This is a genomic window from Klugiella xanthotipulae (assembly GCF_006716695.1).
In the GTDB taxonomy this organism is placed as follows: Bacteria; Actinomycetota; Actinomycetes; order Actinomycetales; family Microbacteriaceae; genus Klugiella; species Klugiella xanthotipulae.
The window spans coordinates 714276-736136 of the sequence record NZ_VFPN01000001.1; the positions used below are offsets into that span (position 1 = coordinate 714276).

Annotated in this window: 19 protein-coding genes; 2 read left to right on the forward strand and 17 right to left on the reverse strand. The window is 65.7% G+C overall.

The genetic code is table 11. The features are described 5' to 3' along the window. Positions 1-49 precede the first annotated feature (49 nt). Positions 50-1654 (forward strand): deoxyguanosinetriphosphate triphosphohydrolase family protein, encoded by a 1605-nt coding sequence (locus tag FB466_RS03280; protein ID WP_141915816.1) that lies wholly within the window; start codon positions 50-52, stop codon positions 1652-1654. Between the two features lie 148 nt (positions 1655-1802). Here the strand turns inward: FB466_RS03280 and FB466_RS03285 are convergent, their stop codons facing one another. The 3 genes from FB466_RS03285 to FB466_RS03295 all read right to left on the reverse strand — a co-directional run bounded on the left by FB466_RS03285 (position 1803) and on the right by FB466_RS03295 (position 5614). Then, positions 1803-2405: a hypothetical protein gene (locus tag FB466_RS03285; RefSeq protein WP_141915817.1), complete on the reverse strand. Its 603-nt coding sequence runs from the start codon at positions 2403-2405 to the stop codon at positions 1803-1805. Between the two features lie 60 nt (positions 2406-2465). Then, positions 2466-2990: an amino-acid N-acetyltransferase gene (locus FB466_RS03290; protein WP_141915819.1), complete on the reverse strand. Its 525-nt coding sequence runs from the start codon at positions 2988-2990 to the stop codon at positions 2466-2468. A 95-nt stretch (positions 2991-3085) separates the two neighbouring features. Further along, positions 3086-5614 carry an ATP-dependent Clp protease ATP-binding subunit gene (locus tag FB466_RS03295; protein ID WP_141915820.1) on the reverse strand — a complete coding sequence of 843 codons (2529 nt, stop codon included), beginning with the start codon at positions 5612-5614 and terminating at the stop codon, positions 3086-3088. Positions 5615-5952: 338 nt separating this feature from the next. Between FB466_RS03295 and FB466_RS03300 the strand changes: the two genes are divergently transcribed. Further along, positions 5953-6957 (forward strand): pirin family protein, encoded by a 1005-nt coding sequence (locus FB466_RS03300; protein ID WP_141915822.1) that lies wholly within the window; start codon positions 5953-5955, stop codon positions 6955-6957. Between the two features lie 14 nt (positions 6958-6971). Here the strand turns inward: FB466_RS03300 and FB466_RS03305 are convergent, their stop codons facing one another. From FB466_RS03305 to FB466_RS03370, 14 genes are all read right to left on the reverse strand, one after another. Continuing rightward, positions 6972-7481, reverse strand: a complete 510-nt coding sequence (locus FB466_RS03305) for a hypothetical protein (protein WP_141915824.1) — start codon at positions 7479-7481, stop codon at positions 6972-6974. A 125-nt stretch (positions 7482-7606) separates the two neighbouring features. Continuing rightward, on the reverse strand, positions 7607-9091 hold the full coding sequence (gene cls / locus FB466_RS03310; RefSeq protein ID WP_425460888.1) for a cardiolipin synthase: 1485 nt from the start codon (positions 9089-9091) through the stop codon (positions 7607-7609). A gap of 39 nt (positions 9092-9130) precedes the next feature. Then, complete coding sequence (locus tag FB466_RS03315; RefSeq protein ID WP_141915826.1) at positions 9131-9367, reverse strand: hypothetical protein; 237 nt, start codon at positions 9365-9367, stop codon at positions 9131-9133. 31 nt (positions 9368-9398) lie between these two features. Continuing rightward, positions 9399-10928, reverse strand: a complete 1530-nt coding sequence (gene lysS, locus FB466_RS03320; protein ID WP_141915828.1) for a lysine--tRNA ligase — start codon at positions 10926-10928, stop codon at positions 9399-9401. Positions 10929-11056: 128 nt separating this feature from the next. After that, positions 11057-11665, reverse strand: a complete 609-nt coding sequence (locus FB466_RS13690; RefSeq protein WP_170205997.1) for an alkylhydroperoxidase domain protein — start codon at positions 11663-11665, stop codon at positions 11057-11059. Next, positions 11662-12288: a CMD domain protein gene (locus FB466_RS13695; RefSeq protein ID WP_141915829.1), complete on the reverse strand. Its 627-nt coding sequence runs from the start codon at positions 12286-12288 to the stop codon at positions 11662-11664. The genes FB466_RS13690 and FB466_RS13695 overlap by 4 nt, the downstream gene beginning before the upstream one ends. 43 nt (positions 12289-12331) lie before the next feature. Beyond that, a complete protein-coding gene (locus tag FB466_RS03335) occupies positions 12332-13357 on the reverse strand; it encodes a putative FMN-dependent luciferase-like monooxygenase (protein ID WP_141915831.1) in 1026 nt (341 codons plus the stop codon). An 11-nt stretch (positions 13358-13368) separates the two neighbouring features. Continuing rightward, on the reverse strand, positions 13369-15123 hold the full coding sequence (locus FB466_RS03340) for a dipeptide ABC transporter ATP-binding protein (RefSeq protein WP_141915832.1): 1755 nt from the start codon (positions 15121-15123) through the stop codon (positions 13369-13371). Between the two features lie 5 nt (positions 15124-15128). Then, positions 15129-15977: an ABC transporter permease gene (locus tag FB466_RS03345; protein WP_141915834.1), complete on the reverse strand. Its 849-nt coding sequence runs from the start codon at positions 15975-15977 to the stop codon at positions 15129-15131. Continuing rightward, positions 15974-16915, reverse strand: coding sequence for an ABC transporter permease (locus tag FB466_RS03350; protein ID WP_141915836.1), 942 nt, complete (start codon positions 16913-16915; stop codon positions 15974-15976). Before FB466_RS03350 ends, FB466_RS03345 begins: the two co-directional genes overlap by 4 nt. A gap of 7 nt (positions 16916-16922) precedes the next feature. After that, positions 16923-18584, reverse strand: coding sequence for a TIGR04028 family ABC transporter substrate-binding protein (locus tag FB466_RS03355; protein ID WP_246054506.1), 1662 nt, complete (start codon positions 18582-18584; stop codon positions 16923-16925). A 220-nt stretch (positions 18585-18804) separates the two neighbouring features. Continuing rightward, on the reverse strand, positions 18805-19602 hold the full coding sequence (locus FB466_RS03360; RefSeq protein ID WP_141915838.1) for a DUF2520 domain-containing protein: 798 nt from the start codon (positions 19600-19602) through the stop codon (positions 18805-18807). Then, positions 19583-21316, reverse strand: coding sequence for a PH domain-containing protein (locus tag FB466_RS03365; protein WP_141915839.1), 1734 nt, complete (start codon positions 21314-21316; stop codon positions 19583-19585). Before FB466_RS03365 ends, FB466_RS03360 begins: the two co-directional genes overlap by 20 nt. Next, a complete protein-coding gene (locus tag FB466_RS03370) occupies positions 21313-21843 on the reverse strand; it encodes a PH domain-containing protein (RefSeq protein WP_141915841.1) in 531 nt (176 codons plus the stop codon). Before FB466_RS03370 ends, FB466_RS03365 begins: the two co-directional genes overlap by 4 nt. Positions 21844-21861 lie beyond the last annotated feature (18 nt).

The following is a 21861-nucleotide window of genomic DNA, read 5'->3' on the forward strand; positions in this document are numbered from 1 at the left end:
GGGACCAGAAACGACCCACGCAGCTTCTCGGCTTGGCAAGGAGACACCGATGACGACTCACCCCGGCCCCGCTCAGCCCGACCACACCCCCACATCCCCGGTCACTATCGACCTCGACCCGGGCAGCCAACCCCTAGCCCACGCCCCCGCAGGCCTCGACCCGCGGCACGCCCGCGCTGTTCCCGAGGCGGCAGACCCGCACGCGCACCCCACCACCGACTTTCGCACCGACCTGGAGCGGCTCCGATTCTCCCCCTACTTCTCACGACTGTCGGCCGTAACGCAGGTGATACCACAGGCAAATGTGGGGCCGGTCATCCACAACCGGCTCACGCACACGATCAAGGTCGCCTCGGTGGCGCGCACGATCGCGGTGGGGCTGCAGGCCGACACGGGGCAGGCCGGCGATATCCTCCGGGCCCTCGGCGGCTGCGACCCCATCGTGGTGCAGGCGGCGGCGAGCGCCCACGACCTCGGGCATCCCCCGTTCGGTCACCTCGGCGAGCGGGTGCTCGACCGGGTGGCCCGCGAGCGGTTGGGGCTACCGGAGGGCTTCGAGGGAAACGCGCAGACCTTCCGCATCCTCACCGAGCTTGACACCCACGGGGCCGCGCAGCCAGGCCTCAACCTCACCTCAGCCGTGCGGGCCGCCGTGCTCAAGTATCCGTGGACGCGGCTCGAATGGCGCGACAACTTCACCGAGCTTCCCCCACACGAACGGCCCCACGGAGTGGGCGAGGTGACCCCGACGGGGGCCCACAAGTTCTCCGTCTACGGTCTGCACGCCCGCGAGGTCGCGACGGTGCGCGCCGCCTACCCCGCCATCGGGCCGTGGCAACAGACGGTGGAGTGCCAGGTGATGGATATCGCCGACGATATCGCGTACTCAATTCACGACCTCGACGACTTTTATCGCGCGGGGGTGTTGCAGCAGGCCTCCGTCTCGGCCGAACTGCGCACCTGGCTGCGCGACCAAACGCTCCTGGCCCGCACCCCCCTCGCCGACCTCACCGCGCGCCCCCGGGACCCGGGCAACTCACTGGAGTTGCTGCGCCGCCGGATCGTCTCCCGGGATGCCTGGATCGCCAACGACGATGCCTTCCGCGCCGCGGTGGAGCGGGTCAACGAGGAACTGGTGGATGACCTCCTCGCGGTCCCCTTCGACGGCGGCATCGCCACCGAGCGTTCACTCTCCGCCTTCATTCGCAGCTGGCTCGACCGGTTCCAACGTTCCATCGTGGTCGATCCTGCGCCGCAGGTGCGCAGTGGTCACGTACGCCTGGAGCGGCAGGCCTGGCACGACGTGATTGTGCTCAAATTTGTGCACACCCGCTTCGTGCTCGACAACCCCGACCTCGCCACCGCCCAGCGCGGGCAGGCGCACCTGATGGAGGTGCTTGTCCTCGGGCTGGAGGAGTGGCTCACCGACCGCAACGATGTTGGTCGCGCCCCGCGCCGCCTCATCGAGTCCGCCGAGGCGACAACGGAAAGCTACCGGCACCTCCGCGCGGATTCCCCCGAACTATTGAGTGGCCCCACGGATGACGAGAGCATCCAGCGCCGAGGCCGGGGCCGGGCCGTGATCGACTACGTGGCGTCGCTCACCGACGCCCAGGCCATCTCAATGGCGGGCCTGATTCGGGGGGTGGGATAGCTTTTCCCCCGGGTGGGATGTCCACCCAGAAGCAGGGCGTCGCTGAGCGCCACAGAGAAAACACAGAGAAAATCTGACGGACGGCAGCGGGTGTGCGGATACGCGCGCGTACCCAAACGTCAACGCAATTTCTGCGTGGAGGAGCACCCTAGCTCAGGATAAACTGCCGCGTATCCGCCGACTCAATCCCGGCGAGCGAGGCGGTCAGGTGGTACGAGACCCCCGCTGCGGGCACCACCTCGCGGTCGGTGCCACACGTATCGGGGCCGCTACGGGTACGATCCCAGGCAAAGGGCGTACTCGTGATCGGCTTACCGGGTTCGAGCAGGATGATGTTGTCGGTGGCATCCTGCTGGCAGTCCGTGGACACCCAGTAGATCTCCGTACCGCTCGTGATCGTGAAGACCATAGCCCGGGTACCCGCGTTAATGCTGCACGCCGTCGTCCCGGTGTTGGTGACGCTCAGGGAGAGCATCGGCTTGGCATCCGGCGCGTACGTGGTCGCGTCGGTGATGGGGGTCACGGCGACCTGGGTGCCGGAGCACTCGGCGGTCCCCTCCGCCTCTGCGTCCGCCGCCGGGGTCGTCGTTGTCGGGACTGATGACGGCTGAACCTCAGCGCTGGCACCGGGGCGCACCACAATCAGCACGATCGCAACAATCACCGCAACCAGACCGGCCAAAACCAGCAGCCTGCGACGCAGGTACACATTGGTGGCTGGCGGCCCACCCGGGTTCGCGGAGGAAGACATGACCATAATCTAGCGAGAGTCCGGCGAAATCGCCTCAAGACACGACGAATCTGCCCGGTCTCACAGGTGCTTGATCATGCGCGTATTGCCGAGCGTATTCGGTTTCACCCGGGCGAGCTCCAGAAACTCGGCGATACCCTCATCGGGCGAGCGCACCAGTTCGGAGTAGAGCGCGGGGTCAAGGAGCACATCCTCGGCAACCCCCGGCACCACACCAAACCCATTGCGGCTAAAGAAATTAACCTCAAAGGTGAGACAGAATAGTCGGCTCAGGCCCAGCGCCCGGGCGTTCTCCTCCAGCGCGGCGAGCAGTTGTCGGCCCACACCGCGACCGAGGGCACCGGGGGCCACCGCGAGGGTGCGCACCTCACCCAGGTCTGCCCACATCACGTGGAGCGCCCCGCAACCAACAACCTCGCCATCCGCCGCCTCGGCAATGCAGAACTCCTGCACCGACTCGTAGAGCACAACGGTTTCTTTCCCCAGCAGGATGCGCTGCTCAATGAGCGGGGCGATCAGCCGCTGGATGTGGGGGATGTCGGAGGTGCGGGCGCGGCGAACCGAAACCAGCGTCTTATCCGTCATCCTGCCACTGTACAGGGCGATTAACCCACATCGGGCACCACCCGCCCCGGCGGAAGCCGGTGGATAGTGCCCGATGGTGTTCGGCTCGGTATCGCCTAGGAGACTTCACCCAGCGTGGCCGCGGTGGATGCCGCAGCCGCGGCCGAGGAGGCCACGGTTGATCCGGTGCCGCCCGCGCTCTCACGCGACACGGTCTCAAAGGTGAACTGGCCCGCCACAAAATCGACCTTCACATGATCGCCCGCGACGAGTTCACCGTTGAGGATCTTCTCACTGAGCTTGTCCTCCACCTCGTGCTGAACGGCGCGGCGCAGCGGCCGGGCACCCAGCGCGGGATCGAAGCCCACCTCAATGAGGCGCTGCTTAGCCGGAACCGCAATCTCGATGGACATATCGCGGTCGAGCATCCGGTCGCGCAGACGGGCCACAAAGAGGTCCACAATCTGCAACAGCTCGGCCGGGTTCAGCTGCGGGAAGACGATGACATCGTCCACCCGGTTGAGGAACTCGGGCTTGAAGTGCTTCTTGAGCTCCTCGTTAACCTTGCCCTTCATCTGGCTGTAGTCGGTGGCGCTGTCACCCTCCAACTGGAAGCCAACCGGGCCACCGGCAATGTCGCGAGCACCCAGGTTGGTGGTCATGATGATGACGGTGTTCTTGAAGTCAACAACGCGACCCTGGCCGTCCGTGAGTCGCCCCTCCTCCAGAATTTGCAGGAGCGAGTTGAAGATGTCCGGGTGGGCCTTCTCAATCTCGTCAAAGAGGACCACGCTAAACGGCTTGCGGCGCACCTTCTCGGTGAGCTGGCCGCCCTCCTCAAAGCCGACAAACCCGGGAGGGGCCCCAAAGAGGCGGGAGACGGTGTGCTTCTCGCCGTACTCCGACATGTCGAGCGAGATCATGGCGTCCTCGTCGTCGAACAGGAACTCCGCGAGGGCCTTCGCCAGCTCGGTCTTACCCACGCCCGTGGGACCGGCGAAGATGAACGAACCGCTGGGGCGCTTCGGGTCTTTCAGGCCCGCGCGCTGGCGGCGGATGGTGCGGGCGAGGGCCGAAATCGCCTCGTCCTGGCCGATCACGCGCTGGTGCAGGGCCTTCTCCATGAAGACGAGTCGCGAGGACTCCTCCTCGGTGAGCTTAAAGACCGGGATACCCGTGGCCTGGGCCAGCACCTCGGCGATGAGTCCCTCATCCACCTCGGCCGTCGTCTGGACATCCCCGGCACGCCACTGCTTCTCCAGCCGCAACCGCTCGCCCAGAAGCTTCTTCTCCTCGTCGCGCAGGGAGGCGGCCTTCTCGAAGTCCTGGCCCTCGATGGCGGCCTCCTTCTGCTGGCGCACCGCGGCAATCTTCTCGTCAAACTCGCGCAGCTCGGGCGGCGAGGACAGGATCGACAGGCGCAGACGCGCACCGGCCTCATCAATCAGGTCGATAGCCTTGTCCGGCAGGAAGCGGTCGCTCACGTAGCGGTCGGCCAGATTGGCCGCGGCCACAATGGCACCATCGGTGATCGACACCTTGTGGAAGGCCTCGTACTTGTCGCGCAGGCCCTTCAGGATGTTGATCGTGTGCGGCAGGCTCGGCTCGGCCACCTGGATGGACTGGAAGCGGCGCTCCAGGGCGGCATCCTTCTCAAAATGCTTGCGGTACTCGTCGAGGGTGGTCGCCCCAATCGTTTGCAGCTCGCCACGGGCCAGCAGAGGCTTGAGGATACTCGCCGCATCAATTGCACCCTCGGCGGCACCGGCACCCACGAGCGTGTGGATCTCGTCAATGAAGACAATGATGTCGCCCCGCGTCTTAATCTCCTTGGTGACCTTCTTGAGGCGCTCCTCGAAGTCGCCGCGGTAACGACTACCGGCAATCAATGACCCCAGGTCGAGCGAGTAGAGCTGCTTATCCTTGAGCGTCTCGGGCACATCGCCCTTGACGATGGCCTGGGCAAGGCCCTCCACAACGGCGGTCTTACCCACACCGGGCTCACCGATCAGGACGGGGTTGTTCTTGGAACGGCGCGACAGAATCTGCATGACCCGCTCCACCTCTTTTTCGCGGCCGATCACAGGATCAAGCTTGCCCTCGCGTGCGGCACTCGTCAGGTTGCGGCCAAACTGGTCAAGCACCTGCGAGTTCTTGTCGCTGCCCGTGGGTTCCTGTCCGCCGACGGCGACGGACTCCTTGCCGCTCTGGTATCCGCTCAGTAGCTGAATAACCGTCTGGCGCACGCGGTTGAGGTCCGCGCCCAACTTGACGAGAACCTGGGCGGCAACACCCTCACCCTCGCGGATCAGGCCCAGCAGAATGTGCTCGGTGCCAATGTAGTTGTGGCCCAGCTGAAGCGCCTCACGCAGGCTGAGCTCCAGCACCTTCTTGGCGCGAGGAGTAAAAGGGATGTGCCCGGTGGGCTGCTGCTGGCCGGTGCCGATGATGTCGGTCACCTGCTCGCGCACCGCATCCAGCGAAATGCCGAGAGACTCCAGCGCCTTCGCAGCAACGCCCTCACCCTCGTGGATCAACCCGAGCAGAATGTGCTCGGTGCCAATGTAGTTGTGGTTGAGCATTTTGGCTTCTTCTTGAGCCAAAACGACCACTCGACGCGCACGGTCGGTAAATCTTTCAAACATTGGTCGCTCCTCACAGGTCGGGCAGTTGGGGCCTTGCTATAGAGAGTAACCACGGATGCTCGAAAATATACAGATGTTCGCCGTCGGCGTTACGGGAGACGGTGACTACCCGCACGATGAGGGCTGGCACACCCCGGAGCATAATGACGGACAAGGTGTGCGTTAATAGAGTGGAAGAATTGATGGTGCACTCGCCACCATCGGGGGCCGTATCCGAAGGGGATCCGGTCGCAGCTGAAAGTACGCCACAACAGTTCCGCCGTTCGGGCACGGAACAGGAAACTGCAGGTCTTTCGGGTTAGGGTGGGCAGGAAACGGCGCGCAACGAGAGGTGTGTCATGGGTAACACGGAGGCGAAGCCTCAGGAGGTCGCCGACCGGGTGGGGCAGCGATCATCAACTATCCGCGCCTCCGGCGCAGTCACCATCATTGAGGCCCGCAACGTCCCGCTCGGCGGCGTGCGCGCCATGACCGTGCGGCGCACCCTCCCCCACCGCGAGCGCAGCACCATCGGTGCCTGGTGCTTCGCCGACCACTACGGGCCCGACGACCTCACCGCCGGGCCGGGGATGGTCGTCCCGCCGCATCCCCACACCGGCCTACAGACCGTGAGTTGGCTCTTCAGCGGCGAAATCGAGCACCGCGACAGCACCGGCAGCCACGAGATGGTGCGACCCGGCGAGCTCAACCTGATGACCGCGGGCCGCGGTATCAGCCACTCCGAGGTCTCCACCGACGCCGAACGTTACCTCCACGGCGTGCAGTTGTGGACCGTCCTACCGGATGCCTCCCGACGGGTCGCCGCCCACTTTGAGCACCACACCATCCCCGCCGTGCACTACGGGCAGGCCACCCTGCTGGTGTTTATGGGACAGCTGGCCGGGTTCAGCAGCCCAGCCACCACCTACAGCCCGCTCGTCGGGGCCGAGATTCGCCTGCCAGCCAACGCCGATGTGGTCATCCCCGTGCAGGCCGGGTTCGAACACGGGGTGCTCGTGGACGAGGGAGAAGTTCGCCTCAACGCCACCGAGATCCCGCGCCGTGCGCTCGGCATCGTAGCCCCCGGTTTCCGCACCCTGCAACTGCGCAGCGGCGACGCACCCGCGCGCATCATCCTGCTAGGTGGCGAACCGCTCAACGAGAGCATCGTGATGTGGTGGAACTTCATCGCGCGCAGCCACGAGGAAATCGTCGAGATGCGCGCCCAGTGGCAGGTGGAGGTAGTGGGCTCCAACGGACGCCCCGACCCGCGCGGCCGCTACGGCGTCGTCGCCGGATACCCGGGGAAGCCCCTCCCCGCACCCGCCACGCCCATGTCTCGGCTCAAACCGCGACGGCAGTAACCCGGCACACGGGACTAGGCGATCGGGTCGAGCGTGATGCGGGCATCCTGGCCGTCCTCCGTGGAGGCCAGGATCACGATGCTCACCGCCGACTGCGGGTCAATGTCGGCAGGGGTGTCCAGGGTCCAGGTGCGCGGCCCAAAATCGGCCGTGCAGACCTCCTGGGCGGACTCTCGAGTGGTGAGCGTCACGGTGTTACCCGCGCCCACCCTCACGCCCGTGACCTCCGGCAGGCAGGAGGAACTCCCAAATGTGGTCACACTGTACTGGGCACCGCCCGACTGCCACACCGCGAAGGGAGCGCCCAACACGTTGGGATCCTCAGCGTCGGAGTCCCCCGGGACGGAGTCGTCCCTGGGGTCGGGGGTGGCCGTCACCAGAACATCCGGACCGCCGGGCGAGGCCGTCACCGGCGGCGTGGGGGCGGCAGAGCCGCCCTGCGCGCATCCCGTCAGGGCAAGGACGAAGGCGGCGAGAACCACCGGAAACACCCGAATAGGTCGTCGTCGTGCTACACATTCCATGCCAAAAACTGTAACGCGCCGCGCGGGGCTCCTCCCCCCGCCGCGGGCGGATGATCCCGGATTGTTATCCTCGTGGGACACCGGGATGCGACGGCTCGGCAGCAACCCGCTCACCGAAAGCCAGACTATTGAAGGGCCGAGGTGAGCCGGGCCAGGTTATCGAGCATGGTGGACCAGATGGAGTGTCTGCGCCACTCCTCCCGCGTGAGCTCCCGAGAGTTGCTGCGATACCCCTCCACGATCTCATCGAGGGCGCGCACAAAAGACTCACCGTGCACCATCATCGAGACCTCCATATTGAGGCTGAACGAACGCATATCCATATTGCTCGACCCGACAACGGCCACCGCGTTATCAATCGTGAAGTGCTTAGAGTGCAGAATATACGGCGGGCGATACATAAAGATGCGCACACCCGTCTCCAACAGATCCTCGTAGTATGAGCGCTGGGCGTGGTAAACGAGGGCCTGGTCGCCCACCTCGGAGACAAAAATTTCCACCGAGACGCCCCGGGAGGTTGCTGCCTTCAGCGCGTACAGAATGGATTCGTCGGGCACAAAGTAGGGGCTTGTGATGCTGATCCGCTCGGTAGCGTTGTAGAGCAGGGCCAGAAACATCTGAAGATTATTCTCGCCCGCAAACCCCGGACCGCTCGGCACCGCCTGACAGTCGAGGGTGGGGCCAGCGACCACAGGGGGATCCTCGTGAACCCAGTTGGCCAGGGAGTCGTTAGTCTCGGTGTACCAGTCACCCAAGAAGATCGCGTTGAGGCCCGACACAATCGGACCCTCCACCCGCACCATGAGATCCTTCCAGGACAGACCGCGACGCCGATTGCTGCGCTTGTTGTAGCTGGAGTCAATCAGGTTCTGCGAGCCCATAAAGCCCACCTCACCATCCACGATCAGGATCTTGCGGTGGTTGCGTAGATCGGGCCGCTGGTACTGGCCCCGCCACGGGCGCACCGGGAGCATCAGATCCCACTCCACGCCGATCTCGTCCAGTTTGCGCCGGGTGCGCAGGTAGCCCGGCGAACGGACGGAAGCGATGTGGTCGAGCAGCACGCGCACCGCGACGCCGCGCTCGACGGCATCCCGAAGCGCCTCAAAGAACACCCGGGTGGTGGGGTCGTAGGCGAGGATGTAAAACTGTACGTGCACATAGTGCCGGGAGTTACGCACGGCCTCGGCCATGCTGCGGATGGTCAACTCGTACTCCGTGAGCAGGGTGGCCCTATTGCCACCGGTGAGCGGGAGGGCACCCAGATTCTGACCCATGGCGGCCATCGCGGGGAGCCAGGGCGGCGCATCCTTCATATCACTGACCCGGTCGCTACCGGTTGTGGCCTCCGTGATCAGGCGGTTAATCTCGTCCTGCTTGCGACGGCGCGCGCGCGGCAGGCGGCGACTGCCGATGACGAGGAACAGGATAATGCCCACATAGGGGATAAAAAAGATGGCGAGTAGCCAGGCCATCCCCGAGGTGGGGCGGCGATTACGGGGTACCACGATGATCGCCACAACGCGGATGGCAAAATCGACCACCAGAAGGGCCGTGGCCACCCACACCGAAAAGGTGGCCTCATCAAACCACGTCAACGGGTCTACCACGGTCTCCCTCCCCCAGGATTGGTGCGCGTGCTCGGCCGTCTACTGCGCGGGAGAGGCGGGGGTACTCGTCTGCTCAACGGCGGCATCCGCCACTACCGGGGCGGCAGGGCGGGGCGGCAGGCCACGGCGCTGGCGCTCCTCGGCCTCAACCTTACTGAACGCCGCGCGCTCGGTACGGTCCACCCGGATAATAGCGCGGACGATGAACCAAAAGATTGCGCCCAGCAGGACCGTGGGCGTGATCGCCCAGAGCGCTGCCGTAAGTGTCTCTGACATAATCCTCCAAGAGTACCTGAGAAGCTCGAGATTACTTCACGAGCGGGAAAAGAATCGTCTCGCGGATGCCGAGGCCGGTGAGTGCCATCAACAGACGGTCCACCCCCATCCCCATACCGCCGCTTGGTGGCATCCCGTGTTCGAGGGCGCGGAGGAACTCCTCATCGAGACTCATCGCCTCCAGATCACCCGCCGCAGCCTGGCGGGCCTGGGCAATGAACCGCTCACGCTGCACGACGGGATCGACCAGCTCGGAGTATCCCGTGGCCAGCTCGAAACCGCGGATGTAGAGATCCCACTTCTCGACGACGCCCTCAATACTGCGGTGGGCGCGGGTGAGCGGGCTCGTCTCTACCGGAAAATCGAGCACAAAGGTGGGGGCGGTGAGGTCGCCCTTCACGCAGTGCTCCCACAACTCCTCCACCAGCTTGCCGTGGTTGGGCAGAGCTACCTCCACACCCAGCCTGTCGGCGAGAGCCAGCAGCTCACCCACCGAGGTCTGCGGGGTGATGACAACCCCGGCGGCCTCGGACAGGCTCTCGTACATGCTGATCCGGTCCCACGTGCCGCCCAGATCGTATTCGGTGCCATCGGCCCAGGTCACAACGTGGGAGCCGGAGACGGCGAGCGCGGCGTTCTGAATCAATTCCTGGGTGAGGTCGGCGATGCTGGTGTAGTCGCCGTAGGCCTCGTAGGCCTCCAGCATCGCAAACTCGGGGCTGTGCGTGGAGTCGGCACCCTCGTTGCGGAAGTTACGGTTGATCTCAAACACGCGGTCAATGCCGCCGACCACGGCACGTTTGAGGAAGAGCTCGGGCGCAATGCGCAGATAAAGCTCGGTGTCGAACGCGTTGGAGTGGGTGCTAAACGGGCGGGCGGAGGCCCCGCCGTGCAGCGTCTGGAGCATGGGGGTCTCCACCTCGACAAAGCTGTGCTGCGCAAACGTGGTGCGCAGACTCGTCATGGTGGTCGAGCGGGCGAGCACCGTCTGGCGGGCCTGCTCCCGCACGATCAGATCGAGGTAACGCTGGCGTACGCGCGTCTCCTCGTTCAACTCGTTGTGCAGGGTGGGTAGGGGGAGCAGAGCCTTGGCCGCGATGGCCCAGTCGGTCACCATCACCGAGAGCTCGCCGCGGCGGCTCGAAATCACCTCACCGGACACAAAAACGTGGTCACCCAGATCAACCAATTCTTTCCAGCGCTGCAGGCTCTCCGCCCCCACCTCGGCGAGGCTCACCATCGCCTGAATACGTGAGCCATCACCCGATTGCAGGCTCGCAAAACACAGCTTGCCGGTGTTGCGGGCAAAGACCACGCGTCCGGCGAGTGCGACGGTGTCTCCCGTTGCGGTATCCGTTTCGAGGGTGGCGTAGGCCGCACGCACCTCGGGGATGGTGTGGGTGATCGGAACGCTGACCGGGTAGGCACCACCGCCGGCATCCGCCGCTTCGTTGATAAGGCGCTCTCGCTTGGCGAGGCGGACCGCTTTCTGCTCGGAAATGTCGTCGGCGGTGGGTTCTGCGGCGGCGGAATCTGCGGCTGAAGTGGTCGTGTCGCTCATACGGGGTGCGTGCTCCTGGGTTGATGTACGGGGGACAGTCTACCGAGGTATCCGCGGGAACGGACGGGTGCGGTGGGGGTGCCGCCCGCTGCCCGCCCCGCAGTGGGTGGCGGTCGAGCGCCGGGTCGCTACCCCTCGGCCGGGTTCTCCGGCTCGCCGAGGGAGAGCATCAGACGGTTGGCCCAGTTGAAGAATGAGGAGCCGTTAATCACGTCAATGATTTCGCTGTCCTCCAGACCGGCCGCGCGCAGCCGGTGGATGTGCTCGGCCGAGAAGCGCACGGGGGTCGCGGCGAGCGCGACCGAGGCGGCAACGATGGCGCTCCAGCGCTCGTCGAGCGGGGCGGTGACTCCCTCGTCGAGGAGGAGCTGCACATCATCCGTTCGTTTGGCATAGTGACCCGCGAACCGGGCGTGCACCGAGGCGCAGAACACACAGCCGTTCTCGCGCGAGGTGGCCGTGGCGGCCAGCTCGCGCTCGGCGCGGGGCAGGCCACCCGTGGTGTTGTAGAAGATGTCTTTATCCGTCGTGGTGCGGGCGGCCAGAATCTCGGGGTCGCGGGCCAGCAGAGCGAAGTACGGGGAGGCGGCCCGCGACCTGTCCACGACGCCCGCCCAGTGGCGGTCGGTAAACTCCTCGACGGGCAGCGGCGTGAGCCACGGCACCCAGCCGATCTGGGCCGCGGTGAAGCGCTCGGGACGGTCAAGGTGGGGATAGGTGGTGACGGTGTCGGTCACGATGAGGCCTCCGTGGGGTGGGTGAGGGGGAGCGTCTCCGCCAGGGTCAGCAGACCGGATACAACGCGGATCTGGAAGGTGAGGAACGCGATCAACTGGGACAGCGTGACGATACCGTCGGTATCCCACCCGGCGGCGATGAGCGCCTCAAGCGCCTCGGGCCGTGAGTCTCGGGGGTGGAAGACCAGGCGGTGGGCGTGGTCGAGAGCGGCGGCGAGGCGGGTTCCCAGCGCATCCCGACCGGCGGTGCCCACCTGGAAGGTGAGCCCCTCTTGGTTCTCGGCCTGGAGGCCAGCCTCTCGGTAGCTGCCGTAGGGCCCCTCGGCCTGGCCCGCGTCTGCCGCAGACCGGACGGCGCTGAGGAGCGCGGGGTGATCACCCAGGCCAGCCGCATAGAACTCCGTTAGCCGTACGTCTTTGTGCAGCGCCGCGACAAACACCGCGATGGCGTAGCGCTCGGCGAGACCGATATGGCTCTCATCAACGGGCTGGAAAAGCGCCTCGAAACTGCGCTGAGTATGTTCACGGGTGGCGGGGCGGAGCGAGCGGAGCGTGTCGAGCGTGTCATCCGGACGGGTGCCGAGTAGCACGTCAATCACATCGGGTGGGATACGTATGGTCACACTGTTCTCCTGGGGGTCGGGGCGATGGTGGTCTGTGGCCGCGCTACACGGTCGCGGCGGCGGTCAACGCGGGCGAGCGCCAGCCCAGCGCCGGGGCCACCTCGCTAGCCGTGAGCTCAATCGAGCGCAGAATAAGCTCATGCGGCGGGTCAATGGAGTGCACCTGGAAGGCGAGATCGGTTACCCGGGCGAGCGCGGTGTCCCGACTGATCTGCTCAAGCACCTCCTCCGGGGTGCCCACGTAGGCATCAAACGCGGCAATCAGATCGTCCACGTCATCGCTCTCGAGGCGCAGGCCGAACGTGGTGAAGTTCTTCCGGGCTGCACGCAACCCCGCCTCGGCGCACGCACGGGCCTCCTCACGGGAGTCCGCCACGAAGAGGGTGCGCGAGCCCATAATGCGGGGGGTAGCTCCGGCCGGGAGGGCATCAAGGTAGCCGTCGATGATGGGGTTTTGCAGGTCGCTGAGCGAAGCGTCCGGATTCTCGGCCGTGCGCGGCTGCGTGCGCGAGAGCAGTAGACCATCACCGCGACTCCCCGCGCGGGTACCGCCTGCCGTGCTGAAGGTGGAGTGCCAGATGCGGTCACGTAGCTGCGGAGCCGCCGGATAGAGGCGGTTATCGGTGCCGTTGATGCCGGTGCCGGACCAGGCATCCAGGAGGGTCTGAAAGCACTCGCCAAAGATCGAACTGCGCTCGGCCGAATCGTGACCGAACGCCGTGAAGGATGACGGGGTGCCGCCCGTACCCACCCCCAGTTCGAGACGGCCGCCCGAGAGGAGATCGAGCACGGCGGCATCCTCGGCGACCCGGATGGCGTTTTCGAGCGGGAGCGTAATCACACCCGTGCCCAGACGGATCGTGGAGGTATGCGCAGCCACATGCGAGAGAAAGACAAAGGGCGAGGGCAGCCCGCCCTCCGCCTCGTGAAAGTGGTGCTGGGCGACCCAGGCGGTATCGAAGCCGACGCGCTCCGCCTGGCGAATCTGCTCGGTGGCGAGGCGGTACCGCTCACCGGCGGGGACGTTATCGAGGAGGCGGCTAAAGTATCCGAGGCGGGGAGAGGTCATTATTCACTTTCTCATGGGGTGTGCGGGGATGTGGGAGTGGCGGTCACGGGTGCCGTCACGGGGGTGCGGCCGGGAATCGCGTCGAGCAGGGTGCGGGTGTACTCCTCACGCGGGGAACCAAAAACATCGGCGGTACGGCCGCTCTCAATCACCCGCCCCCTGTTCATGACCGAGACGGTGTGCGAGAGGTGCCGCACCACCGCGAGATCGTGCGAAATAAAGAGGTAGGTGAGACCCAACTCGTCTTGGAGTCGTTCGAGTAGGTCGAGGATCTGTGCCTGCACCGTCACATCGAGCGCCGACACGGCCTCGTCAAGCACCACCACCTCGGGCCGGAGGATGAGCGCGCGGGCAATCGCCACCCGCTGACGCTGACCGCCCGAGAGTTCGCGTGGCCGACGACCGGCAAGCACCCGCGGCAGCGCCACGTGGTCGAGGGAATCCGCGACGGCCGCGGCCCGCTCGGCCGCGGTTGTACGGCCATAGTTACGCAGCGGCTCGCCAATGATCTGGGCAATGCTCTGGCGCGGATCCAGAGAGCTGAAGGGGTTCTGATAAACCAGCTGGACCGTCTTGCGGAAGCGGCGTGCTGCCTCCCCCGTTAGCGCGGCAAGATCCTGGCCAGCCACCTCGATCATGCCCGTGGTGGGGCGCACGAGCCCGACGACCGCGCGAGCCGTCGTGGTTTTGCCCGAGCCAGACTCTCCCACAAGCGCGTGGGTGGTGCCGCGGGGCACGGTGAAGCTCACCTCGTCAACGGCCCGGAAGGGCTCCGCCCGTCGCCCCCGAGCAAACTCCTGGACCAGATGGGTCACCCGAATACCGGGCACCTCCTCGGGTACGCTCTCCGTCTCACCCGCTCCGGGCAGGTCGCGCGAAAGGGTGCCGGGCAACGAGCGCGGTGTACGGTACCCGGCCGCAAACGAGGGAGCGTCACGCAGGAGGGTGCGGGTGTAGTCCGCCCGGGGGCTGCCGAGGACGCGCTCGGTGCGACCCGACTCCTGCACCCGGCCATCCTTCATCACCACGACGCGGGTGGCCCGGTCGGCGGCCACCGCAAGATCATGGGTGACGAGGAGGAGGGCCGTGCCGCTCTCAGCCCGTAGATCGTCGAGCAGATCCAAAATGCGCTTCTGCACCGTCACATCGAGGGCGCTTGTGGCCTCGTCGGCGATGATGAGGTCGGGCTGCAACGCAATCGCGCTCGCAATGAGCACGCGCTGCTTCATCCCACCGGATAGCTCGTGCGGATACTGTCGGGCCCGCACCTCCGGCTCGGGGATGCCCACCCGGGTGAGCAACTCGATCACGCGCGCCCGCGTGGCCCGCTTATCGCCCCAACGATGGATGCGCAGCACCTCGGAGAGGCTCGCCCCGATGGTTTTCACGGGGTTGAGAGAGTTGTTCGGGTCCTGCGGGATGAGGCCGATGCGCTGACCGCGCACCGACTCGAACTGTTTCGGGGACCAACCGGCGATATCCGTGCCGTCAAGACGGATCGAGCCGCCGTCGATCTGGCCGTTCTCGGCGAGCAGACCGATCACCGCCTGGGCCGTTGTGGTCTTACCGGAGCCCGACTCGCCCACAACGGCAAGTACCTCACCGGGCCGAATGCTGAGCGAGACCTCGTGCACCATACGCACCCGCTCCCCGCGCGAGGAGTACGAGACGGAGAGATTGCTGATGTCGAGGAGCGGAGCGGCACCCGCCGAGGACGCCGCGGCGGCGAGATCCTGGGGCAGTATTTTCTGGGGCAGAGTAGTCATGGCGGTTACCTCCGGCTCGCCAGCGCGGCGCTGAGCCGGTTCGCTGAGACAACCACCAGCACAACGACCAGACCGGGCAGGGTGGTGAGCCACCAGGAGGTGGCCACATAGTTGCGACCCTCGGCGATCATCAGACCCCACTCCGGCGTGGGCGGGGGTGCCCCGTAGCCCAGAAATCCCAGGGTCGAGATGGCCAGGATAGCCGTGCCAAAGTGCAGGGCCGCGTAGGCGATCACCGGGGTGAGCGAGTTGGGCAGCACATGCCGCACAAGCACGGCCAGGTAGCGGCCCCCGCTGCCGAACGCCGCCTCAACGTAGTCGCTGTGCCGCACCCGCACCACCTCCGAGCGCACGAGCCGTGCGAACGCCGCGACGCTCGTGATTCCCACGGCAAACGCCGCATTGGTCGTCCCAAACCCCAGCAGGATGATGATACTGAGAGCCAGTAGCAGAGCCGGGATGGCAAGCAAAACGTCAACGAGCCGCATCAGGATGTCGTCAGCAACACCACCAATCGACCCGGCCAGCACGCCGATCAGGGTACCCAACACGAGACCCACCGTGACGGCAATAATAGCCCCGGATAGCGAGTGGATAGCGCCGTAGACGGTGCGCGAAAACATATCGCGGCCGGTCGCATCCGTGCCGAAGAGGTGGCGGAAGCTGGGGGCCTGCAACGCCGCCGCCGCATCGCCCTGCACCGGGTCAACCGGGGTGAAGAATCCGGGGGCCACCGCCCAGGCGAGCACCACCACCAGCACCAGAATGGCGAGCACGAGTGTGGGCTGCACCCGCCGCAGCCGAGCACCCGCGGTGGCCGCGGCATCCGTCCGTTCGATCAGGGGGGAGGTCATGCGGGGGCACCGGCCTTTCGCGTGAGCCGAGGGTCGAGCACGGGGTACAACAGGTCAACCACGAGATTGACCACCACAAAAACCACCGCAGAGACAAGAACCACGGTCTGAAGCACGGGGGTGTCCTGGTGGGCAACCGCCTGCTCGGTGAGTCGGCCGAGACCGGCCCGACCGAACACGGTCTCGGTCACAACCGCCCCGGCGATAAGTTCGCCACAGAGGATGCCCGCGATCGTGAGCGTGGGCAGCAGCGCGTTGGTCGCCACGTTGCGGGTGAGTACCCAGGTGCGCGAGGCCCCCTTGGCCCGCACCACCGCCACAAACGGTTGCAGCAGGGTGTCGTCAACACTGCGGGTGAGAATCTGCGCGAGCGGAGCCGAGATCGGAATCGCAAGTGTGAGCACGGGCAGGATCAGCTCCTGGGCGGGCGACGGGTTAATCACCGGGATCAGCCCCAGCTGAAAAGAGAACACCTGAATAAGCACAATTCCCAGCCAGAACACCGGCACCGACACAAAAAGAGACGGCAGCGAACGCAGCACGCCACGCACCCACGCCAACCGGGGAAACGTCGAAAGGAACGCGATGCTCACGGCCAGGAAAACGGCCGCGAGAAACCCGAAGGCCGCGAGTCGCAGCGTATCGGGGAGCACCTCGGCGACGAGGTCGCGCACGGCCGTCCCGCTCTGCACCGAGTAGCCGAAGTCGCCGCTGAGGAACCCGGTGAGGGCGTGCCAGAACTGCACCGGGAGCGGGATATCCGCCCCGTAGCTCTCGCGGATGGCCGCAATCTGGTCGGGTGACAGGCCCAGCTCCGGATTCTCAAACTTGATCAACAGCGCATCCCCCGGTAACGCCTGCAACAGCAGGAACGATCCCGTGAAGGCCGCAAGCAGCACGATCACTGCCTGGCCCAGTCGGCGGAGAATGTAGCTCACGATCAGCCTATTTATTCAGCCACACGTTGTAGAACGAGGGGCGGGCAACCGACTCGAACCCGAAGCCCTGCACATAGCCAGCGGCGCTGTACACCTGCGGCTCCTCAAACAGTGGAATCACGTAGGCCTGTGCGGCCAGGTAGTCCTGGACCTCCTTATCGGCGGCGGCGCGCTCCGCCGGTGTCACCTTGCTCGCGACGGCCTCCAGCAGGGTCTCCAGCTTCGGGTCGCCGATGCTGTTGTCCTGAGGATTGCGGTTGAGCAGCACGTTGCGGTTGGTCGAGTAGTACTGGCTCTTGATCACGTCATAGTCGGCCCGGCCCACGATGGAGTGGTAAATCTGCACCCGGTCGGCATCCTGGATAGCCTCGGCATAGGTACCGGCATCCGCCTTCAAAATCTGGAGGTCAACACCGATCTTCGCAAGTTGCTGGCTGATCAGGGTGAGCGCCTCGAATGAGCGCGGTTGTGGGGCAGCTTCGTTGACCACGAGCGTGAGCTTCTGGCCGTTCTTGGTGCGGATGCCGTCGCCCGTGCGCGTCCAGCCCGCCTCGTCGAGCAGCTTCTCGGCCTTCGCGGTGTCGTAGACGAGAGTCGCCGACTCGTCCACATAGCCCAGCGCCGTCTTACTCAGGGTTGAGGTGGCGAGCGGGTAGTTGGCCGTGTAGATCGTGTCAATCACCTCCTGGCGGTTGATCCCGGCCAGGAGGGCCTGGCGCACCCGAATATCCGACAGGATGCCGTGACGGAAGCGCAGGTTAAGGGAGTTATTCACCCCGTTGGTCTGGGGGGCGTACACCTCAAACCCGGCGGCCTCGACCTGCTTCTCGTCCTGCGCCTCGACGGCGCGGATGAGGTCGGCCTGGCCCGAGAGCAGCGAACCGACGCGCACGCTATCTTCGGGGGTCACAATGATCTGGATACCGTCGAGATAGGCGCGACCCTGGTGCTCCACCGAGGGCGGGCCCCAGGCGTAATCCTCCCGCGCGGCGAGCGTCAACTCGGTGCCGATCTTCTCCCCCGTAATCGTGAACGGACCCGAGCCGATGATGTCTTCGCCATTGCCCGCGCCAAACCCTTCCAGGGTGAGATCGAGGGTTTTCGGTGAGAGCAGACCCGAGGTGATGGTCGAGGTGGCCTGCACGAATCCGGGCGACGGCTTGCTGAAGAAGAATTTCACGGTCGAGGCGTCAACAACCTCACTGTGGTCATAGTTGTTGATGGCCTCGGAAACGGTCAGGGCACGATCCGCATCCCCCCGGCCATAAAGATCAAAGTTTTTGGCCACAGCGGCGGCATCCAGCGGGGTGCCATCCGAGAAAGTCACATCGCTGCGAAGTGTGAACGTGTACTCGGTCGCCGTCTCGTTTGTCTTCCACTCGGTCGCGATCCAGGGCTCCAACTCCAGGGTCTCTGGGTCCTGATAGACGAGCCGGTCCGCAATCTGGTTCATGATGCCGCCGTTGGGGTAGAAACCCGCGGCCGGCGGATACAGGTTGGTGTAGGTCTGCTGCTCCAGATACACCGCGGTGCCGCCCGTGATGGGCGCGCCCACCGCCGCCGGATCGGACCCAGCCGTGCGAGTGTCGGCGCAACCCGCCAACAGGATGGCCGCAGTGCTGAGAGCGAGTATCGCCGCGAATCGGGGGGATGGTATCCGGAGGGCCACGGGGGATCCTTTCCATTCGGATCAATCGGGGGATGGCAGGTGCTACCCAGGCTAGGGGCCACGCACCACACCACTCAAGGTCGGCACGTCACACCCACACACACCGCGTCACACTCCGTCATCCAACGTCACACGGGAATGCGGTAAGAACGATTCACCCGAGGACACAAAAATACCGCCGCGCCCACCCCGGCCGCGGCGGCACCCCACACACTGTGGATTACTCCGAGAAATCAGAACCTGTGGAGGGGATATCCGGCCACCCCGGATCGAACGAATCCTGCCCGGCCACGCCCACCTCCGGCGGATTCGCGTGCGAACGCAGAACCGTATCAACGGTGGCGCTCAGCACCGAGGCCAGCAGACCAGCGGGCGACTCAACACCGAGGCGAGTCAGCGTGGCGGCGGCATCCGCCACCACACGTCCGGCCAACTCCCCCACCGAGGCGAGCGCCCGAGCATACTCGGCCCGGCCCGCCTCGGCAATCACCACGGGCTCAGCCCCCATCTCCACCACGAGCGCCTGCCCAATCGGTAGCACGGGTGCCGGGGCCGTCACGGCGCAGTAGCTATCCATCAGCCGCGCAAGGTCGAGAGTGGTTCCGGTAAACACAATCGCCGGATGCACGGCCAGTGGAATCGCGCCCGCAGCAGCCGCGGGGGCCAACACTCCCGTGCCGTACTCGGCTGCGGTGTGCAGCACGAGCTGCCCCGACTGCCACACGCCCAGAGCGGCAAGCCCCGCCACCAAACCCGCCAACTCGGCCGTGGGTACCGCAAGCACCACCAATTCGCTGCGTTCTAGGATCTCCTCCACCGCCAAGATCGGCACGCCAGGCAAGATCCCCTCGGCCCGCTCCCTGCTCTCCGCCGACACGGCCGAGATCCCCACGACGGCGTGGCCAGCGTTGGCCAAGGCCGCCCCGATCACGGGACCCACCCGGCCCGCGCCCACAATTCCCACGCCCAGACGTCCGCTACGAACCGTCACGGTGTTCCTACCCGGCCCGGTCGTCATGGGCACTCGCCGCGGTGATCGCGGACGACATCTCGTTAATCAGACGCAGCGCAACATCGCGATCAAGGGCAGTGACGAGCGTGACGATGCTCCCGAGCACCACCTGCGGTTGCAGGCTGGCGACCCGCAGCTGCCGGGCCAGCCAGCCCTGCGTCAGCGAGACGCTCTGCACCCGGGCGAGCGGGACGGCGACGAGCCTGCGCGACAGCACACCGCGGCGAATGAGCGCCGTATGCGCCGTGATCTGTACGCCGTTGCGACGGCGGCCCCAGAGCAGATACACCCAGGAGCGCCGGGGCGAGCCGGTATATCCGCCCGAGTCACCGGTGCCGGTGAGCCCCGCCTCGACCACCTCGGCGGGGATCGTGTGTTCGGGCAAAAGCACCGCGAGTACCCGTTCTACGTCGGCACGCGAGCCGACCGGCAGCAGGGTATTCATCGCCACGGTACCGTTCGAATCCACCGTGGCCGAACCCGCTCGGGTAATTCGGATGGTCCACCAATCGAGGCCACGCCAGAGAGCCGGCTGCTTCACCTCAACCGCATGAATGCGCCCCGGTGGAATCGTCTCGTTGGTGATGGAGAGCAATCCGTAGCCGATGCGCACACCATCCCGAGTCTGCGCGATACTGAATCGCAGGAGCTTAAGCGTCTGCGAGACGATGGCTCCCGTCATCGCGATCACAAACGGCACCAGGATAAACCAGATCCAGCCGTGGACCTCCGGCACCACGAGCGGAACAACAATTGCGCCCGCGACAACAACCAGCACCCAGACGAGACCCCAATTGTAGATGAGCGAGGCCACCAGACGGGCCGGCGGGATGCGCACAATCGAGTCGGGCTCAACCTCCAGCAGCTCCGGTTCCGGCGCAAAGAACTCGTTCACGCGGCGGGTGAGGGGATCGTCGAGACCCCCGAGCGGCGAGCTACCCGGGCCGATCTGGCCGGGCAGGGGCTGACCATCCGGGCCGAGCACCAGCGGGCGCGGGGCCACCGGGGCCGCGGGAGGGTGCACCGTGTCCGCGAGGGTGCCCCCGGGACGTACCGCACCCGCCGCCACCCGGCGGTGCTGGGCTACCAGGCCGAGAATAGCCCGACGCAACTCGTCGGCATCCACGGCCCTCAGGTAGCTGAGTTCGACGTTGGAGCCCTGCCCGGCCGTGGCAACCGTGAGTTTGGCCGCGCCCAGCAGCCGAGCAAAGAGCGGCTTGTTAATGTTGACGCCCTGGATGCGATCAAGTGGAGCCTGTCGGTGTTGCCGGTTGAGGATGCCGCTACGCACCTCAACCGCGTCATCGGTCACCCGATACGTGTTGCGTCGCCACGAAAAATAGGAGAAGGCCACGACGAGCGCAATCACAAGCAGGATGCCGAGGCCACCAACCAGCCAGACACCCCCAAACTCGTCAAGAGAGCGGTAGAACCCCTCGTCTTCTCCCCCACCGCGGCCCGAGGAGCCCGGGTCGGGGACAAAAAGGTTCACGGCTCGATCACGCAGATTAGCGATGAGAACACCCACGATCGCCACCAGCGCGAGACCGCCGCGGAGGAACGGGGTGGCCGGATGCATCCGGCGCCACTGCCCATCGGTGAGCGATACCGCCTCGGGGGCAACGGGCACGGGCGTCTGTGTGGGATAGTGGCCGGGCACCGACGGGAAGCGGGGAGGTGCCGACTCGTGCTCGGGCACCGGCGGGGTGGCGTCGGTCACAGCCCGGACCGCCGCGTCTCGGCGACCGCAACCAGGTGATCCCGCAGCTCGGTGGCGTCGGCATAGGCAAGGCCCGGTAAGGTGAGCCCGGTGGCCGCCGCCGCGGTCACAAATTTGAGTTCGGCCAGGCCGAGGGCCCGGGCAAGCGGCCCGCGCTTGGTGTCAACCAACTGCATCCGGCCGTACGGGACCGCCACAATGCGCTGGTAAAAAATACCGCGACGAAAGAGCAGATCGTCCTCGCGCAGCTGGTAGCCAATCGCGCGGGCGCGGCGCGGCACGAGCACAATCGTAACCACGCTGATGACGGCCACACTCACCACCGGAACCCACTGCCAGACCGGGCCCCACCCCATCTCCAGGAGAACCGGGAGGAGCGCAACCACCGCACATACGATGCCGGTCACGATCGAATTGACCAGCTCCACCGTGATGTAGCGCGGCGATACGCGCCGCCACTCGGTATCCGGCAGGTGTAGACCCTTCTGGATCGCACGGGGTTCGGTTCGGGCTGGGTAATCAGACATCATCATCTTTCTGCTGAG

Excerpts from the sequence above, each read along its gene's own strand:
- FB466_RS03280 (WP_141915816.1), top strand. The coding sequence starts at position 50 with ATGACGACTCACCCCGGCCCCGCTCAGCCCGACCACACCCCCACATCC.
- FB466_RS03285 (WP_141915817.1), bottom strand. The coding sequence starts at position 2,405 with ATGTCTTCCTCCGCGAACCCGGGTGGGCCGCCAGCCACCAATGTGTAC.
- FB466_RS03290 (WP_141915819.1), bottom strand. The coding sequence starts at position 2,990 with ATGACGGATAAGACGCTGGTTTCGGTTCGCCGCGCCCGCACCTCCGAC.
- FB466_RS03295 (WP_141915820.1), bottom strand. The coding sequence starts at position 5,614 with ATGTTTGAAAGATTTACCGACCGTGCGCGTCGAGTGGTCGTTTTGGCT.
- FB466_RS03300 (WP_141915822.1), top strand. The coding sequence starts at position 5,953 with ATGGGTAACACGGAGGCGAAGCCTCAGGAGGTCGCCGACCGGGTGGGG.
- FB466_RS03305 (WP_141915824.1), bottom strand. The coding sequence starts at position 7,481 with ATGGAATGTGTAGCACGACGACGACCTATTCGGGTGTTTCCGGTGGTT.
- FB466_RS03315 (WP_141915826.1), bottom strand. The coding sequence starts at position 9,367 with ATGTCAGAGACACTTACGGCAGCGCTCTGGGCGATCACGCCCACGGTC.
- lysS (WP_141915828.1), bottom strand. The coding sequence starts at position 10,928 with ATGAGCGACACGACCACTTCAGCCGCAGATTCCGCCGCCGCAGAACCC.
- FB466_RS03335 (WP_141915831.1), bottom strand. The coding sequence starts at position 13,357 with ATGACCTCTCCCCGCCTCGGATACTTTAGCCGCCTCCTCGATAACGTC.
- FB466_RS03340 (WP_141915832.1), bottom strand. The coding sequence starts at position 15,123 with ATGACTACTCTGCCCCAGAAAATACTGCCCCAGGATCTCGCCGCCGCG.
- FB466_RS03345 (WP_141915834.1), bottom strand. The coding sequence starts at position 15,977 with ATGACCTCCCCCCTGATCGAACGGACGGATGCCGCGGCCACCGCGGGT.
- FB466_RS03360 (WP_141915838.1), bottom strand. The coding sequence starts at position 19,602 with ATGACGACCGGGCCGGGTAGGAACACCGTGACGGTTCGTAGCGGACGT.
- FB466_RS03370 (WP_141915841.1), bottom strand. The coding sequence starts at position 21,843 with ATGTCTGATTACCCAGCCCGAACCGAACCCCGTGCGATCCAGAAGGGT.